This window comes from Cellvibrio sp. (assembly GCF_039207905.1).
GTDB lineage: Bacteria > Pseudomonadota > Gammaproteobacteria > Pseudomonadales > Cellvibrionaceae > Cellvibrio.
Genome location: NZ_JBCECX010000030.1, coordinates 7667 through 25787, shown reverse-complemented (window position 1 = coordinate 25787; position 18121 = coordinate 7667). Strand labels below are relative to the sequence as shown.

Genomic DNA, 18121 nt, shown 5'->3' with positions numbered 1-18121 from the left:
TCTTTCTGCAAGGTTGAGCATTTTAATAATAAGCGCAGAAGGAACAGCAGGATTGCAACACATCAATCTCCTTTTAATAAATGAATAATGTGAGGAATTTATGTCCAGAATATATCAACTATTCAGTTCCATCCGGTCAGGGACAAAACTAAAAAAAGTTGTCTCTATCGCTACGCTGATGACTGCCAGCCTGTTTGGTGCTGATGCATCTGCGCAATATGTGCACACCAACGGCACCAAAATTGTCGATGAAAATGGTGCACCGCTGTATTTCAACGGCATGAATCTTGGTAATTGGCTGCTGTGGGAAGGTTACCTGATGATGGGTGATTTTAATTACCGCACCCACACCCAGTTTTTAAACAGCTTGGGTACCGCTTTTGGTGATATGGCCAAAGCAAAAGAATTTGAACACCAGTGGCGATTGAACTATGTAACCGAACAAACCATTATTGATCTGAAAAATTTAGGTTATAACTCGGTGCGTGTTCCATTTCATTACAATATGTTTTGGCAAAATGGTGCACTGAGTAATCACGGTTTCCAATACCTTGATCGACTTATAAGCTATTGCAGAACGAATAAGATGTACGTCCTACTGGACATGCATGCCGCTCCCGGATACCAGAATCCCGGCGACCATAGCGACAATGTCGATTCTAATTCAAGCCAACCGCGCACCTCAGTAAAATTCTGGGACGGCAATAATGTTGCGATTGCCAGCCAGATTTGGCGACACATCGCCAACTATTATAAAAATGAGCCGATTATCTGGGGTTACGATTTAATCAATGAGCCGGTAACCCAACCGAACAGAAGTTACGAATTACTTCCATCACTTATTGCGATGCGCAACGCGATTCGCGAAGTCGATAACAACCACATTATTGTGGTGGAAGGCGATTGGTGGGGATCTGATTTAAACGTGCTGGATTGGACCAACGCCACTACCCAAAGTAGAACCGGTATTAACAGTCGCTGGGATAATAATCTGGTAGTGGAAACCCACCATTATATTTTTGGCAACACCGCATGGTTAGCCGATTTATATTTGCGCGATGACATTACCAACCGCATGGGGGTTCCGCTAATTCTCGGTGAATACGGTGAAGATACCAGCGCAAACCTGCGCACCATGGCCGATTGGTCGGCAGCAAATATTGCTGGTTCTTTTGCGTGGTCATTTAAAAAAATGTCTCACGATAAAACCCTCTGGACCATTCTTCCCAATTCCGTTTACAGCTCGGTGGTCTCTGCCATTAACAGCAACAGCACTGTGGCAAGCAGTTATTCCGGGATGATTAGTTTTGCGCAAAACAATATTCGCAACGGCGCACCGGGATTAATCTGGCATCAGGATTTTTACAACGGAACCAAACCCGCGTGTTCAATAAAAGCACCGGGATTACTCACTGGTAACGCAACTTCTTTTTCTAATGTCACGCTCAATTGGCAAGACAATAACGCGGGAGAAGACGGTTACCGAATCGCTCGCGATGGAGTTCCACTGACTACCCTTGCTGCAAATAGCACGTCGTTTAACGATGTCGGCTTAATGGGAGAAACTTGTTACAACTATTCAGTGACAACGCTCGGCTCTTGCACCAGCAGCGCCGATGTCAGGGTCTGCACACCTTGCAACGGCACACGCTCGCCTTACACCGGACAAGCATTCACTCTGCCTGGCACCATTGAGGCAGAAAGTTTTGATTTTGGCTGCCAGGGATTAACTTATTCGGACACGACAAGTGGAAATAATGGCGGAGCTTATCGCACCACCGATGTCGATATCTCAACGACGACTGATAACGGACAATCCGGTTACAACATCGGCTGGGTCGCACAAGGTGAATGGCTGGAATACAGCGTCAAGGTACAACAGGCCGGCAATTACAATCTGAGCTATCGTGTCGCTACACCACAAACTACTGGCCAGATTCAATTTCTATTAAATGGACAAGTGTTAGCGACAACCAATATTCCCTCTACCGGTGATTGGAATAGCTGGAGCAGTGTAAACGCAGGCAATATTTCACTCACTGCTGGCGATCAGATTATTCGTATTCGCTTTAGCGGTGCAGAAGTCAATTTGAATAATTTCACGTTGAGCCTCGCGAGCAACGCCAGCAGTTCTATTACGCCAAGTAGCAGTGCGATCAGCTCAAGTAAATCATCCAGCGTTGTAAGCTCCAGCAAAAGTTCAAGCGCTGTTAGTTCAAGCCGCTCCTCCAGCTCACAAAGCCTAAGCAGCAGCTCAGTCAGCTCCAGCAAATCCAGTTCAAGTGTTGCCGCCGGAATTATTTCCGGACGCACTTACGCAATCATTTCCAAACACAGCGGTAAGGCGCTGGATGTGCGCGACAACTCCAACACTAACGGTGCGCTGATTCAGCAATGGAGTTTTGGAGGTGGGACAAACCAGTTGTGGACCGTGACGCAGTTGTCAGGCAACACCTATAAAATTATTAGCAATAGCAGCGGTAAATCGCTCGATGTCAGCGGTGTATCTACCAGCAACGGCGCAGCTATTCAACAGTGGGACTTTTCCAACGGTACCAATCAAAACTGGATCATTACTGATTTGGGTAATGGTTATTTCAAAGTGATTGCAAAAAACAGTAACAAATCGCTGGATGTCAAAGACCTTTCATCAAGCGATGGAACAGCAATCCAACAGTGGGACTATTCCGGCGGAGCTCATCAACAATGGCAATTCCAGCCAAAATAGGTTGTACCTGTCTGTGCCAGCCTCGCTGGCACTAGCTCCCTGCAGCCAATCGTTATCCTTAATTGCTGCAGTTTTCCACGCCCCAGGGCGTGGTTTTTTGTTTGTGGATCACACTGCCGATAAAAACTTCACGCGTATTTTGTAGTAGGTGCTAAATTTACAGGAAACAGATAACACGCAGACATTAACTTCATAGAGCGAACAATTTCATCACCCGAAGTTGTTACACATAATAACGTTAGTTAATAACCACACTTATGAATACGATCCTTTTTAATTTTCACGATGTCCTCATGGTGCTAACCGCCTTTGAGTGTCTGCTATTTGCAATACTCCTGGCGGCAACTAATAAGGAGAAGGCGCTCAGCACCTATTTTTTAGTCGGCTTTTTACTGGCACATGTGCTTATTACGCTGCATGAATTGACATTTTGGGGAAGCCAATTTCGTATTTGGTTGTTGAACCATTCACCCAACTATTTCTTTATCGGCAGCTACGCCTACTTTCTGGATGGTTGCCTGCTTTACTTCTTTGTTCGGGCGATGCTATTTAAGGACTTTGCGCTAAAAAAACAACACGCCTGGCACTTGTTGCCTGTCGGAGTTTATTTGAGTTGGATGATCTTTATTTTCTACAGCAAAGATTATTCGCAAAAATATTGGCTTATCGAATCCCAACATATCGCCTACTCTTCGCCCTATTTGTATCTCGAATCAGCAGGTAGATATTTGCGTTTGCTCTACGCATTGCTGTGCTTCTCACTGATATTTAACTACAGCAAGCAACTCCAACATGTGTATGCGAACTTGAAATTGGGCGATCTGGTATGGCTTAAAATTATGCTGGTATCCTTTGTCGCACTTTTTGCCTGGGATAGTGTGTTGTTGTCGATAAAACTGGCGGAATTATTTATAGGTAGGTTCGATCTGGATCTATTGAATATAGTGGGGCTGAGTGGTTACTACTTAAATTTTGCCGTGATCAATATACTTATCTTCTTAAAGTTTATTTTGTTCTCCTCTGTTCAGTCGGTAGATGAAGAACCAACGCTTGAATTAAAAGAAGAAAAAACACCGGCTATTGATCCACAATCGATAAGCAATATTGAACAGGTTATGACTGAGAAAAAATACTACACCAACCCGGACATTACCCTCGACAAGTTGGCCAGTGCGGTAAAGCTCCAACCTAAAAAATTATCGCTTGTGCTCAAGGTGCATTATCAACTCAATTTTTATCAGTTTATTAATCGCTATCGCATTAGCGAGGCAAAACAGTTGCTTGCACGTCGGGACTATGCCGACAAAACCATTACGGATATTTATCTAGAGGTGGGATTTAACAACAAGTCGGTATTTAACAGCTTTTTCAAACGCAGCGAAGGAATGACACCGAGCGAATACCGGGATCGCCAATTACGCAACCCCGGTTAAAATATACAACTAACGCGACTTTTTAATTAAATCATAAGCTGCTTGAATTTCCTGTGAGCGCTCAGTGGCAGCCTTAATCATATCGTCTGGCATCCCCTGGCCAATCAGTTTATCGGGATGGTATTCGCTCATTAATTTACGATAGGCTTTTTTCAATTCAGCATCAGTCACCGTTTTTTCTACCCCCAAGGCTTCATATGCAAGAGCCAATTCATCGGGGCGAGGCGCACGCTGGTAACTACCCTGGGACTGCCCCTGATAATTGCCTTGCTCTTGTCGAAACGCATTTTGCGCACTGAGCATACGCAGCAATTGCTCGAACGCAAAACGCGAAAACCCGAGGCGTTCAGCAACCTGACGCAGCACTTGCGCTTCCTGCTCATCAAGCACGCCGTCTGACATCGCCAAATTGACAAGATTAACCAGTAACATATTGACCAGATTGGGGCTGCCGCCGCAGTGCTGTTTGAAATCGCTGATCACTGCATCAAAATTAAAATCATCGCCCGCGCCCACTTTAAACAAACGGATGGCTTCGCGGCGGTGATCGGGAGTTAAACCCATTTTACTCATCAGCGATTCAGTTAACTGAATTTCAGTTTCACTGACACGACCATCTGATTTTGCCAAATGCCCCAGCAATAAAAACACAGTAGTGAAGAAATTTGCCTGAACTGCATGCAGCTGTTCGCTGGACATTTTGGGCGCAGCATTTCTTTTCCGATCCACCAAAAAATGCCCGAGGATCGCACCAACGATTGCGCCAAAGGGACCGCCAACAAAAATACCAGCGATAAAACCCAATACTTTTCCGATCATAATATTCTCTTAATCACCCATAAAAAAAGCGAGCATATTCCTGAACAGAACATATCCCGCAAATCAAATAAACCCGATAAAACCTGTTAAAAAATACTTACGAACTGCACGACAACATAGAGCAACCCGCTTTGTGCCGCGCCCATTCCGGACGTTTGGCAAAATAGGACTCATATTCAGGCTGTTCGGCGTAAGGGTTGCGCAAAATCTGCAATAATTTTTCAACTTCGGAATTGTCGCCCTCAGCTGCTTTATCAATCGCTTGCTGGGCAAGATAATTGCGCAATACGTATTTTGGATTCACTGCATTCATGCGTGCGCGACGCTGCTCATCGTCATTGCCATTCAAGACATAATCCTGCTGCAACCGCTGTGCATAAGCGCGCATCCACTTGGCCATTTCCGCTTCTGCGGCGGCATCCGGTGCGGAATAATAGGCGTATCTTACAATATCAACCCACTGCTGATCGGTGTATTGATGAATGTCATCAAGCGTCAGATGGGCAAGTTGGCGATAAAAAATCGTCATATCAATTTCAGCGGTTTGCAACGCCTGTAATAAATTGTCGGTGAGCGCTTGATCTTGCGCCGGATCAAACTTACTCAAACCTAACTTGTTCGCCATATCGCGTTGCGCGCAGCGCTCATATTCAGCGCGATAATTTTCCAGCGCCTGCTGCAATGGCTCCACCGCATTAATCAACGGATAAATTGCATTGGCAAGCTGGGTAAGATTCCACAGCGCAATACGCGGCTGATTAATATATCTATAGCGGCGCCCTTGGGCATCGGTCGTGTTGGGAGTCCAATCCGGCTCGTAACCTTCCAGCCAACCGTAGGGACCGTAATCAATCGTCAATCCAAGAATCGACATATTGTCGGTATTCATTACACCGTGTACAAAACCCACACGCATCCAATGCGCAATCATGCGCGCAGTGCTGATACAAACCTCGTTAAACCATTGCACATAAATATCGGTATCGATAACGGATGCTTCATCCAGCAAATGTGGAAAGTCGGTACGGATAGTGAAATCAGCCAATTTTTTTAATAACTCAACATCACCACGCGCCGACAAAATTTCAAAATTGCCAAAACGGGTAAAACTGGGCGCAACACGACAGACAACCGCACCCGCTTCCAACTGCGGATTTCCGTCATAAAACATATCGCGTCGCACCCATTCGCCCGTGGTGACAAGGCTGAGCGCACGCGTGGTGGGAACACGCAAATGAAACATTGCTTCGCTGCATAAAAATTCACGCACCGAAGAGCGCAACACCGCTAAACCATCAGCAGTGCGCGAGTAAGGTGTCGGGCCAGCGCCTTTTAATTGCAGCGTCCAGTGCTCGCCTTGTTGATTGCGAACTTCACCGAGATTGATTGCACGGCCATCGCCCAACTGCCCTGCCCAGTTGCCAAATTGATGGCCGCCGTAACAGCAGGCATGGGGCTCCATACCAGTGAGCAATTGGTTGCCACCAAATACTTGCGCAAATTCCGTTTGGGTAAAAATTGATTCCGGTAAATCGATCAATGCGGCAACTGCTGCTGCACCGGCAACCAACTGCGGTTTTTTTACCGCGGTCGGATTTACCCGCGAATAAACTGCACCGGCAACCTGACGGCGATAATTTTCCGCAATAGGATCGGCCGGTAGCTCGCGCACCAAACGGTTATCAAATTGAAGTTTGTCGAGCTGTGTGATCATAGATACCGACCGAGGGTCGTCCAGTTGTATTTGAATTTACCCACAATAAAAATCAATAAGAAAAACTATTCAATACCCAGCAATTCAACTTTGTAACCATCGGGATCTTCAACAAACGCCAAAATAGTAGTGCCATGCAACATAGGGCCAGGCTCACGTACAATTTTTCCACCGGCTGCACGGATTTTATCGCAGGTGACATAAACATCTTCGCAACCCAAAGCGATATGGCCGTACCCCTTGCCCAGATCGTAACTCTCCACTCCGTAATTGTACGTAAGTTCGATAACGGTATTGTTAGCTTCGTCGCCGTAGCCAATAAATGCGAGGCTAAACTTTCCTTCAGGATAATCGTGCTGACGCAGTAATTTCATGCCCAATACCTGGGTATAAAAATCGATAGATTTTTGTAAATTACCAACGCGGAGCATAGTGTGAAGAATTCGCATAATCGTAAACCTGTGGATTTAATAAGACTTAACCAGAATGAGGTGATTATAAAGTGATATGCATTGAATTACAGAAAATTAACCGCAAAGAAAATCGTTATCCAAAGGCTATAGAAACAACCTTAAAATAGTCTTAATTAGAAATAACTATCAACAAAGATGGGCAAACCAACCACCGGATAAATACCGGTGGCAGCTGCAAAAAGACTAGAACTTTTTCTGGGCACCGATGGTGAGCTGGTACTCTCCCAATCCTTCACGTGCGGTCAAAGGTGTAGCAACATCAATATGCACTACATTACCAATACGTACTTTAGTTGAGCTGAGGCGCAGACCAAAACCAACATCCGCGAGTGTTGGACTTTCACCATATTGCTCCAACCCCCAGGCTTTGCCCACATCGAAAAAGGCTACAGCACCTACACGCAAAATATTGAAAATATGGATATCGGAAAAATAACGACGCTCGACCGTAAACACATAACGCTCATCACCGCGCTGATAGTCCGATGGATAGCCGCGCAGCCCAGTGATATCACCCACCGTTAACTCTTCGTACTGGGCGAGATCCTGCCCTACTTCATATTGGAATCCCATATACCAGCGGTTTTTTTCATCCGCAAAATAGTTGTAGGAAAAATTCACTCCCAACACCGTACTATTGGCTTGCTCCAATTTTGAATGATGGCGGCCATCGATATTCACGCCAGCTTCCATAATGTGCTCTTCACCCAAACCGATAATATTGGTGTATTTACCAATAAAGCGGGTCACATCATCAGGGTTGTCAAATCCAGTTCCGGCATATCCCAAACGCAACGAAAAATTCTGGCCAATCGCAACGTCTTCCGCACGCTGGATTTGATTTAAATTTTTAAATACACCAAAACGGTTTTCCAAGTATTGGTACTCAATCCATGGGTAGGCCGTTTTACGTGCTTGCGGTACCGGCTGAAGAATCTCATTCATTTCAAAGAAATTATCTTCTTCATTGGATATACCCACAATCCAACGCTGTGTGTGGGTATCCTGAACATCAGTCGCCATACCTATGTAAACTTCATTAAACATGCTCTGGTGACGAAAACGATTTATTTCTTCATCCTGATGGCGAATGCGCAATTCCTGGGTTACATCCTGTGTATAAAAACCAGTCGCCCAAGGGGTTTCCAATGAATAAAACGGATGCTCTACTTTTACAATCGTATCGCGGCCATCGCTAGTATCGGCGTAATACACGCGAGTAGATATCTGCGAATTAAAAATGTGCGGATTGCTAATGTCGTAGCTGATCAGATTGCGATCATTATTTTGCTCATAACCAATAGTGAACTCGGTTCCCGTCCCCATGATGTTGCCATCAGAAATAGCGAAACCTGACTCAGTTCCCTGCGATTCTTTGCTCACCGACACTTGCGGCTCCAATGCCCAGGAGTCTTGAGTAATTACGACTATATCGACCTGATCGGCACAGATTTTTTTTGGCAGTATGTAGGCATTGGAAAGATACGGACGCGTGCGCAAAATACGCTCGCTTTCCTCTACTTTTTGCTGATTGAATTTGTCGCCTTCACGAAATAATAATTGCGTGCGAATAACACTCGGACGAGTGTTGACATGCAATTTATTCAGAAACATATACAGGCCATTATTTTCATCCGGATCATCTGGATCAAATACGGATTTGGTGTTGTATTCGATATGGCGAACGGTTTTTCCTTCCAAGCCATCAAAGCGGGTTGAGGTGATACGAGTGTTTTTGATATCGGAAAATTTTTTTCCGGAGATATAAAAATTTTCACAAGTTGGATCGTCTTCCGCAGCAACAGGAGGCTCATCAGCATTCGCCCATACAGGGAATAATGCCAACATACTGAACAACCCGACATACGGGGTCTTAATCATATTGATGCCTCATCGCTCACTTACTGATATTCGTTAACGCCCTGATTTTTGCAGCTAATTCCCATACTCTTCTCGTTTCACATCTATCTTGCGCAATGCAGCTCTGCAATCTTCTATTACAGAAGGATAGACGTTCCGGTGAAAGAGATCAGCCTGTCGTTAGGAATAATAAGTAACCGCCCTAACGAATATCTGTTCGGTTTCGAGCTTAGCTGTAGAGGGCAATTATTGTTTGAACCGCACTGCACTTGCAGTTACGACGGTTACGCGCCCCATTTAAGAACGCGCACCTTAGCACGCGAGTATTAGCGAACCTAGCGGGAAGCTGTTAAAAAGTTTTTAGTGATGGCGAGCGCAAGCGGGAGACGAGAAAGCTGGTTATTGATCATCCACAACTGTTTCATTTCCACTTTCATGTTGAGAGTGATCCATATCGGAATGGTTCATTCCTGAGTGATCCATCATCTCGTGATCCATTGTTGCGTGGTCCATTCCTGAGTGGTCCATTGTCGAATGGTCGTGCTCAGACGATGCGTCTAGATGATTGTGCATTTCATGTTCATCCGCAGCACCTTCCATTTGATGTCCGTGGTGATCGTGCGTGGAATCAGAAGTAGCATCAGGCGAGTGTTGATGAGTTTCTGCACCATCACCGTGATGATGCTCGTGCCCGGTGTGGCCACCGCCCCAAACAGTCCACAATCCAAACAGGATTATCAGGAGGGCGAAACTCCAGCGGACGTGGCGACGCTGTAATAATCGGCCTAATTGCTGCGCTACAAAACCCGTTGCAAGCACTGCGGGCAAAGTGCCCAAACCGAACGCCAACATAATTAATCCGCCACCAAGTGCATGGCCTTGCGCCATCGCATAAGCAAGTGCCGAGTAGACTAAACCGCAGGGCAACCAGCCCCAAATTCCACCCAACACCACTGCTTTGGCAGGGTTATCAACGGGCATCAAGGCCTTACCCAAGGGCTGTAAATAAGCCCACAAGTAACGACCACCCGTCTCCAGATATGTGAGTCCGCGCCACCAATTAGCGAGATACAAACCCATCGCGATCAACAGCAGACCGGCGAACCAACGCAACCAGATCGCGCCGCCAGATGCGGTAATTTGTTGGGCGAAGATGCCGACTATGGCACCCATCAGGGCATAGCTGAAAATTCGGCCGAGGTTGTAGCTGAGCAGGATAAACCAGCGGCGCGCCTTGGCATTGGCTGGCACAGCCATACTCAAGGCGCCCATAATACCGCCGCACATACCCACACAATGGGCACTGCTAAAGAGGCCGAGAAGGAACGCGGCCGTGAGGGCTGACCATTCAATCATCATACGGAGGGAGTCTTATCGTCGGGAGCGGCGTCAGTGGTGGTAGCGGAGTTGTCTTTTTTGGACTTTTCCGTGTCGAACAAGATGCGGTGCGCTTCAGTATCGAGATTATCGTACTGACCATTGTTGAGCGCCCAAAACAGCACCTTGATCGCCAGACCAATAAAGATCAGTGCACAGGGGACAAGAAAATACAGACTTTCCATTAACGGCTCACGGATTGAAATTACTTGGTTAAACGCAGTGCGTTAAAGATCACGATCAACGAGCTGGCGGTCATCCCTATTGCAGCCAGCCAAGGTGGGATCATACCCGCCGCCGCCAGTGGCAACGCGAGCAAATTATAAACCAGCGAATAACGCAGGTTTTGCTTGATGACCGCTTTGGTGCGATGGGCGATTTCGATGGCATCCGCCAACACTTCCAAACGATCATTAAGCAGCACGGAATCCGCGCGGGTCTGCGCCAGATCCGAGGCAGAGGCCATGGCGACAGAAACATCCGCACCCGACAGGACTGGCACATCATTAATGCCATCGCCAATCATTAATACTTTATCACCTGCCGCCTGTCGCTGGCTTAAATGCGACAATTTGTCGCCTGGTTTTGCACCGGCAATATAGTCATCAATTCCTAATTGTTGCGCCAACTGGGCAACTGTACCGGATTGATCGCCACTGAGTAATTCAACCGCAATGCCCCGCGCTTTGAGCTGCTGGATTAGCGGGGCGGCATCAGGCCGAACCTCATCAACCAAGGCAATCCAGGCCAGTGGTGCCTGGGTATTGGCGAGCAACAGCCAGCTATGGAGTGCATCAGGTAGTTCAAGTGATGAAGCCAGCTCCCCTGCGGCAAACTCCGCAGTGCCCAAGCGGTAGGTTTCATCCCCGATACGCCCTTCCACACCGGCTGCTGTGGTTTGCTTGATGTCCTGCGCTTTGAATACATCTTGCCAAGGGCGGAATGCGGCAGCCAATGGATGGTTTGACCCTGCCTCCAAGGCGGCGGCTATTCCTAATAGCTCCTGCTCGCTGTGGCTGACACCCACGAAAGGTTTGACCTCCGCCACCGCAAATTTGCCTTTGGTGAGCGTGCCGGTTTTATCAAAAATAACGCGGTTAACACTGCTAAGGGTTTCAATCACATGACCACGCGCGACTAGAAAGCCACGCTTGCGCAGATTCGCTGTCGCCGCCGATAAGGCCGCCGGCATCGCCAGTGCCAAGGCACAAGGGCAAGTAACTACCAATACCGACAAGGTCACCCAGAGCGCTTGTTCCGGGCGATACCAGAGCCAGAAGGCAAACACCACACTGCAGACAATTAACAGGCGGGCGATAAAAAACCGTGCAATGCGATCTGCCACCATCACCTGCTGCGGTTTTTCATCCGCCGCTTGGGTAGCCAAACGCTCGATTGCCGAAAGCTGGGTTGCCGCGCCCAAAGCCGTCACCACTACTTTGAGCGGGCTGTGATTATTGAGCGTGCCGGCGATTACCGTATCACCCACTGCTTTGCTCACCGGGCGCGACTCTCCTGTGAGCAGCGCTTCTACCACCGCGCTTTCACCGGCGATCACACGGCCATCGCAGGGAAAGGTTTCACCCGCTTTCACCAGAATCAGATCACCCAGTTGCAGGGTTTTAATCGGCCTCGACTCTTCAATATCGCAGCCGTTTTCTTCCCGTACACAGCAAGCTGTCAGTGGCATGAGTTGGGCGAGATTGCCAAATGCGAGGCGGTTGCGATGGCGCGCGCGCAATTCCACATAGCGACCAATCAACAAGAATAAGGTAAACATGGAGACGGATTCAAAATACACCTCGCCGGTGCCGGAAACCGTCGCCCACACACTGGCGATGTAAGCCAAGCCAATCGCAAGTGCGACGGGAACATCCATCACCAGATGGCGCATTTTGATGCTGCGCCAAGCTGCCTGGAAAAACGGCCAAGCCGAGAAAAACACTACCGGCGCCGCCACCAGCATTGATAGCCAACGCAAAAAGTCCAACCAGAAATCGGTCGCGCCGGTATACATACCCACCGCCACCATCATCGCCTGCATGGTGCCAAAACCTGCAACGCCAATACGGAACAAGGCGATACGGTTCTCTTTTTTGATCAGCTGTTGTTGCTGGTCATCGGTAGCTGGGCGCGGTGTGTAACCAATCGCAGCGAGGGACTGGAATATCTCACTTAAGGAACTGGCTGAATCCCACACAATCGCACAGCGATGGGTGCTCAGGTTGACAGTGACTGACTGGATTGCCGAATTTTTTTTGAGATGAGTTTCGATCAACCAGCTGCAGGCAGCACAGCTGATACCTTCGAGCAATAGATTGGCCTGTTTGAGATTGCCATCAAACGGAATCACAAACTCGGCTTGAACTTCGGGTAAATCGTAGATATCCCAGCGTTCGCCGCCCTGCCCTGATAACTCCGGGCGGTCACTACTGGCGGTGCGGAATTGGTAGAAATTCTCCAGACCGCCATCGACAATCGCCATGGCAACCGCCTGACAACCGGGGCAGCACATGCGCTGCTCTTTACCTTGAATAACGACTGGATAATAACTGGCAGCGGGAACCGGCAGGCCACAGTGATAACAGGCCTGCTCAAGAGGGGCACCAGAGGGCGCGGTGGATGTCATCTAGCCTTGGTTACTCAACTCGTGGCGTCAATGCCGTTACTTCGGATTCACGGAAGTTGATTTCACCGCTCAATGTCCAAGGGGCATCGTTGCGCATTGCAAGATCATTGATTGGATAAAGAGTCAGGTACCAGGAATATTCCGGCTCGGTTTTCAACTCACCTCGATAATGACCGGGCGCAACTTCCTTCAAGCTAATGAGTTGGTCTTTCGCTGCTTTTACCGGATGCCCCATCATTAGCAGCAACTCGTTCGGCATCAACTTGGCATCGGTCGGCGCATTAGTAACAGTGAGTAAAACATCACCGCTGGTACGGTCAAAACGCAGCTCGCCGCTCAAACCCAATTCGTGCGCCCGTTTGTCCTGCTCAAGCGCCTGGTTAATCATGCGCCCTTCTTTGTAGTAGTTATCGATGATCACATCATCTGCGCCTTTAAGGGCAATGGTCACGGTAATCGAACACATAATAATGATGTAGATCAGCGGGGCGAATACAAACCAGAACCAGAACTCGCGGTACCAGGGTTTTACAACTTCTTTGGTTGAGTCGTTCATAATTTGCGAAACACCTTTTGGAGAAACACTATTCGGAGAAGCACTCATTCAGACACCTTTAACTCAGCCCATTATAGTAATGGGTTGATGATTATGGACCAATAAACGTGGTGGTATTGGTCGCAGTAATTTCCGGATTTTCACGCGCACGGATGCGGAAACGAATTTCAGACTTCTTGTCTTTTAGATCTTCTTTATTCACCGATACCCGCACAGGAATAGTCAGCATCTCACCTTCAAGCGCCGGGATTGATTTGTAACCTAACACTTTAAAGTCATAATCGCCCTCCACGGTGACATCGTAGGTGTGGGTGCCGCGATCCATATTGCTGATTTTCAGGGTATAAACGTTCTGGATAGTATCTTCCACTTCGCGGAACAGCCTTACACCCCGGTCGCGCTGTGCTTCCAAGCCCACGGGTACACGGGTGGCGATGGAATAAATAAATAGCGACACCATCACCAGTAACATTGCACCGTAGCCAAATAAGCGCGGACGGAGAATTTTGGTTTTGCCATTATTGATGGCATCCTCAGTAGTGAAGCTAATCAGACCACGTTCGTAGCCCATTCGATCCATAACGGTATTACACGCATCAACACAGAGCCCGCAATCGATACATTCGGCTTGCAAACCATCGCGGATATCAATATCCACCGGACACACCTGCACACACCAGGAGCAATCGATGCAATCACCCAAACCTTTGGCTTTGTAATCGTCACTTGGTTTACGCGGGCCGCGCGCTTCACCGCGTACGGCGTTGTAAGACACAGTAAGCGTGTCTTTGTCGTACATCACCGCCTGAAAACGCGCGTAAGGGCAGATGTATTTACAGAACTGCTCGCGCATAAAACCGGCATTCATGTAGGTAGCGCCGAGATAAAACAGCACCCAAAACGCCGTCATCAAATCCAGGTTGAAGGTGAAGAAATTGACGATCAGGCTGCGAATGGGCACGAAGTAACCGATAAACGTCAGCGATGTAACCAGCGAAATCGCAATCCAAATGGATTGTGTCGCGCTCTTGCGCCAGATTTTTTCAAAGTTCCAAGGCTGCGCATCGAGCTTTATCCGCTTGTTGCGGTCGCCTTCACAGAGGTGTTCCGCCCAGATAAACATCTGCGTCCAGACAGTTTGCGGGCAGGTAAACCCGCACCAGACTCGCCCCACCATCACCGTCACGGTAAACAGCAGGAAGGCAGCGATTACCAATAACCAAGCGAGATAAATAGCGTCTTGTGGCCAAAAAGTCAGCCAGAGAATATGGAATTTGCGCTCAGGCAAATCGAACAAGATCGCCGGACGCCCATCAATAACAAACCAGGGCATCAACAAAAAACCCAGCATCAGGGGAATGCCGGTGTAGCGGCGCAGGCGCTGATAGAAACCGGTAATACGGCGGGTGTAGATTTTATCGTCCGCCTCGTAGAGATTTACGTAGCGGATAACGGGTTCTGCAGGTTTTGACGAACTTTCTAACGACGGTTTTTCACTCAAGGTATTACCTCACTACTCCTGCCAACTTGGTTACTTTATCGACAGAAACGCTAATTGAGTGCGAAAAAAAAGCAGGCCTGAGCCTGCCTTCCTTGCAGGAAGAGTGGTTAGTTACTCTTCCAATGACAAACTGTAAACGTAGGCTGCTAGCAAGTGGATACGATCTTCCTTCAACAACTCTTGCTGCGCTGGCATCACGCCGTTGCGGCCATCACGAATTGTTTGGCGGATAGTCGCTGGCTCACCGCCATACAACCAAATTTTGTCAGTCAGGTTAGGTGCACCAACCAGTTGGTTGCCCTTACCATCGGTACCGTGGCAAACCACGCAGTTTGCGGTGTACAACTTGGCGCCAGCTTCTGCTTTTGCTGCATCGTGCTTGCCACCTGAAAGCTGTAGAACATATTCAGTAACATCTACTACGCCTTGTTCACCCAAAATTCCGCCCCATGCTGGCATAGCTGCTTTACGGCCATGAACGATGGTTTCATGAATTTTTTCCGGGGTGCCGCCATAGAGCCAATCTTTGTCGGTCAGGTTCGGGAAGCCGGGGTTACCACCGCCGTCCGCACCATGACATACGGCGCAGTTGTTAGAGAACAGACGGAAGCCCATTTTGAGCGCATCCGGGTTCTTGGCAACTTCTTCAATTGGCATCTTGGAATAGACACCGTAAGTCTCGGCATACACAGTTTCAGCTTTTGCCTGATCGCCACGCAATTCGCCTACTGATGTCCATGCGGGACTGTCTTTAAATTTCAAGCCTTCGTAAGCGCCATAACCAGGATAAATAATCAGGTAGCCGATTGAGAAAATGAACGTCAGGATGAACATCCAGAACCACCAGCGCGGCAATGGATTGTCATATTCTTCAATACCGTCATACACATGACCGGTGGTTTTGGCTTCCGTGCTTTCTTCGCCAGTAACCGCACGTCTGCGGTTGGCCATAAGAATCCAGAACAACAACACCAGGTTGGTAGTTGTCAGGATAATGATCCAAAAACTCCAAAAAGTACTCATAGTAAATCCGCCCTATCGATGATTACTTGTGATCATCTGTCTGCTTGTCTGTAGGTTCATCGGCAAATGGCAACTTGGCATCTTCTTCAAAGCGCTTTTTAAGCTTGGGCGAAAACGCCCAAAAGCACACGCCGAAGAAGGCGATAGTTACCAGTACCGTTGAAATTGCGCCAATAGTCCCTGCGTCCATTAGCGCTTCTCTTTGAGCAGCAAGCCCAGGTTTTGCAAGTAAGCTACCAGTGCGTCCATCTCAGTTACGCCCTGTACCGCTTGCTTGGCGCCCGCGAAGTCTTCTTCGGTGTATGGAACACCTACTTTAGCCAGCGCGCGCATTTTGGCTTCGGTGTGCTTGCCATCCAACTTGTTGTCATACAAGTGCGGATAAGCAGGCATGATCGACTCAGGTACTACGATACGCGGATTAAACAAATGCACTTTGTGCCAATCGTCCGAGTAACGGCCACCAACACGTGCCAGGTCTGGACCAGTACGCTTGGAGCCCCACAGGAACGGGTGCTCGTAAACTGATTCGCCCGCTACTGAATAGTGGCCATAACGCTCTACTTCAGCACGCAATGGACGAACCATTTGGGTGTGGCAAACGTGGCAGCCTTCACGGATATACACGTCGCGACCTTCCAATTGCACAGCGGTGTAAGGCTTCAAACCTTCAACTGGAGTGGTAGTTTGCTTCAGGAAGAATTGTGGAACGATTTCCACCAAACCACCGAAACTGATAGCAACAACCATAAATACGGTCATCAGACCGATGTTCTTTTCTACTATTTCATGACCTTTCACGGCGTTCCCCTTAAACAGCTGGTGCCTGAGCAGGCTGATTAGCAGTATCAGCAGCTGAACCAGCTGCTTTTACGGTGCGGTAAGTGTTGTATGCCATGATCAGCATGCCAGTCAGGAAGAAGGCACCGCCGATTGCGCGCATGATGTAACCACCTTTGCTGAACACAACAGTTTCGATGAAGCTGTAGGTCAAAGAACCATCCGGGTTAAACGCACGCCACATCAAACCTTGGCCGATACCGTTGATCCACATAGCCACTACGTAAAGTACAGTACCTACAGTCGCCAACCAGAAGTGCAAGTTGATCAGTTTTACGCTGAACATCTCTTCGCGGTTAAACAGTTTAGGCAGCATGTGGTACAGCGCGCCGATAGAAATCATTGCTACCCAGCCGAGAGCGCCTGAGTGAACGTGACCTACGGTCCAGTCGGTGTTGTGCGACAGTGCGTTTACGTTTTTGATTGCCATCATCGGGCCTTCAAACGTCGACATACCGTAGAAAGAAAGAGCTACCACGAGGAAACGCAAGGTAGGGTCGGTGCGCAATTTATGCCATGCACCTGACAGGGTCATAATACCGTTGATCATACCGCCCCAGCTTGGCGCGAGCAGGATCAGGGACATCACCATACCCAAAGATTGGGTCCAGTCTGGCAATGCTGAGTAGTGCAAGTGGTGCGAACCAGCCCAGATGTACAGGGAGATCAACGCCCAGAAGTGCACGATAGACAATTGGTAAGAGTAAACAGGACGACCCGCTTGCTTGGGTACGAAATAGTACATCATGCCAAGGAAGCCCGCAGTCAGGAAGAAACCTACCGCGTTGTGGCCGTACCACCACTGCACCATAGCGTCAGCGGCACCAGCATAAGCTGAGTAAGATTTGGTCAGGGTAACCGGGATAAATGCACTGTTAACGATGTGCAGCACCGCAACAGTGACGATGAAACCGCCGTAGAACCAGTTAGCAACATAGATGTGCGAGGTTTTACGCTTAACGATGGTGCCGAAGAACACGATTGCGTAGGAGATCCACACCAGCGCCAACAGGATATCGATTGGCCACTCCAGCTCTGCGTATTCTTTCGCAGAAGTCATTCCCAATGGCAGGGTAATGGCCGCCAGAACAATAACAGCTTGCCAGCCCCAGAAAGTAAAAGGAACCAACCAACCACCAAACAATGTGGTCTGGCAGGTACGTTGTAC

At 48.3% G+C, this 18121-nt stretch carries 15 protein-coding genes; 2 read left to right on the top strand and 13 right to left on the bottom strand.

All coding sequences use genetic code 11. The features are described from left to right. Positions 1-100: 100 nt before the first annotated feature. Positions 101-2728, top strand: coding sequence for an RICIN domain-containing protein (locus AAGC78_RS16415; protein WP_435785183.1), 2628 nt, complete (start codon positions 101-103; stop codon positions 2726-2728). Positions 2729-3021: 293 nt separating this feature from the next. After that, positions 3022-4161 carry a helix-turn-helix domain-containing protein gene (locus AAGC78_RS16410; protein ID WP_435785182.1) on the top strand — a complete coding sequence of 380 codons (1140 nt, stop codon included), beginning with the start codon at positions 3022-3024 and terminating at the stop codon, positions 4159-4161. Between the two features lie 9 nt (positions 4162-4170). Here the strand turns inward: AAGC78_RS16410 and djlA are convergent, their stop codons facing one another. From djlA to ccoN, 13 genes are all read right to left on the bottom strand, one after another. Next, the gene (gene djlA / locus AAGC78_RS16405) at positions 4171-4980 is read right to left on the bottom strand and encodes a co-chaperone DjlA (RefSeq protein ID WP_435785181.1); all 810 of its coding nucleotides are present in this window, start codon (positions 4978-4980) and stop codon (positions 4171-4173) included. Positions 4981-5077: 97 nt separating this feature from the next. Continuing rightward, a complete protein-coding gene (locus tag AAGC78_RS16400) occupies positions 5078-6694 on the bottom strand; it encodes a protein adenylyltransferase SelO (protein WP_435785180.1) in 1617 nt (538 codons plus the stop codon). A 65-nt stretch (positions 6695-6759) separates the two neighbouring features. Further along, positions 6760-7143, bottom strand: coding sequence for a lactoylglutathione lyase (gene gloA / locus AAGC78_RS16395; protein ID WP_435785179.1), 384 nt, complete (start codon positions 7141-7143; stop codon positions 6760-6762). Between the two features lie 207 nt (positions 7144-7350). Beyond that, positions 7351-9048, bottom strand: coding sequence for a hypothetical protein (locus AAGC78_RS16390; protein WP_435785178.1), 1698 nt, complete (start codon positions 9046-9048; stop codon positions 7351-7353). A 378-nt stretch (positions 9049-9426) separates the two neighbouring features. Continuing rightward, on the bottom strand, positions 9427-10386 hold the full coding sequence (locus AAGC78_RS16385) for a sulfite exporter TauE/SafE family protein (RefSeq protein WP_435785177.1): 960 nt from the start codon (positions 10384-10386) through the stop codon (positions 9427-9429). After that, complete coding sequence (gene ccoS, locus AAGC78_RS16380; protein ID WP_435785176.1) at positions 10383-10589, bottom strand: cbb3-type cytochrome oxidase assembly protein CcoS; 207 nt, start codon at positions 10587-10589, stop codon at positions 10383-10385. The genes AAGC78_RS16385 and ccoS overlap by 4 nt, the downstream gene beginning before the upstream one ends. 20 nt (positions 10590-10609) lie before the next feature. Next, positions 10610-13033 carry a heavy metal translocating P-type ATPase gene (locus AAGC78_RS16375; RefSeq protein WP_435785175.1) on the bottom strand — a complete coding sequence of 808 codons (2424 nt, stop codon included), beginning with the start codon at positions 13031-13033 and terminating at the stop codon, positions 10610-10612. A gap of 10 nt (positions 13034-13043) precedes the next feature. Beyond that, positions 13044-13637, bottom strand: coding sequence for a FixH family protein (locus AAGC78_RS16370; protein WP_435785174.1), 594 nt, complete (start codon positions 13635-13637; stop codon positions 13044-13046). Positions 13638-13680: 43 nt separating this feature from the next. After that, complete coding sequence (ccoG, locus tag AAGC78_RS16365) at positions 13681-15090, bottom strand: cytochrome c oxidase accessory protein CcoG (RefSeq protein WP_435785173.1); 1410 nt, start codon at positions 15088-15090, stop codon at positions 13681-13683. Between the two features lie 111 nt (positions 15091-15201). Next, complete coding sequence (ccoP, locus tag AAGC78_RS16360) at positions 15202-16113, bottom strand: cytochrome-c oxidase, cbb3-type subunit III (RefSeq protein WP_435785172.1); 912 nt, start codon at positions 16111-16113, stop codon at positions 15202-15204. A 22-nt stretch (positions 16114-16135) separates the two neighbouring features. Next, positions 16136-16303 (bottom strand): cbb3-type cytochrome oxidase subunit 3, encoded by a 168-nt coding sequence (locus AAGC78_RS16355; RefSeq protein ID WP_435785171.1) that lies wholly within the window; start codon positions 16301-16303, stop codon positions 16136-16138. Further along, positions 16303-16914 carry a cytochrome-c oxidase, cbb3-type subunit II gene (ccoO, locus tag AAGC78_RS16350; RefSeq protein ID WP_435785170.1) on the bottom strand — a complete coding sequence of 204 codons (612 nt, stop codon included), beginning with the start codon at positions 16912-16914 and terminating at the stop codon, positions 16303-16305. Before ccoO ends, AAGC78_RS16355 begins: the two co-directional genes overlap by 1 nt. Positions 16915-16924: 10 nt before the next feature. Beyond that, the coding region (gene ccoN, locus AAGC78_RS16345; RefSeq protein ID WP_435785169.1) for a cytochrome-c oxidase, cbb3-type subunit I at positions 16925-18121 on the bottom strand (1197 nt) is incomplete at its 5' end.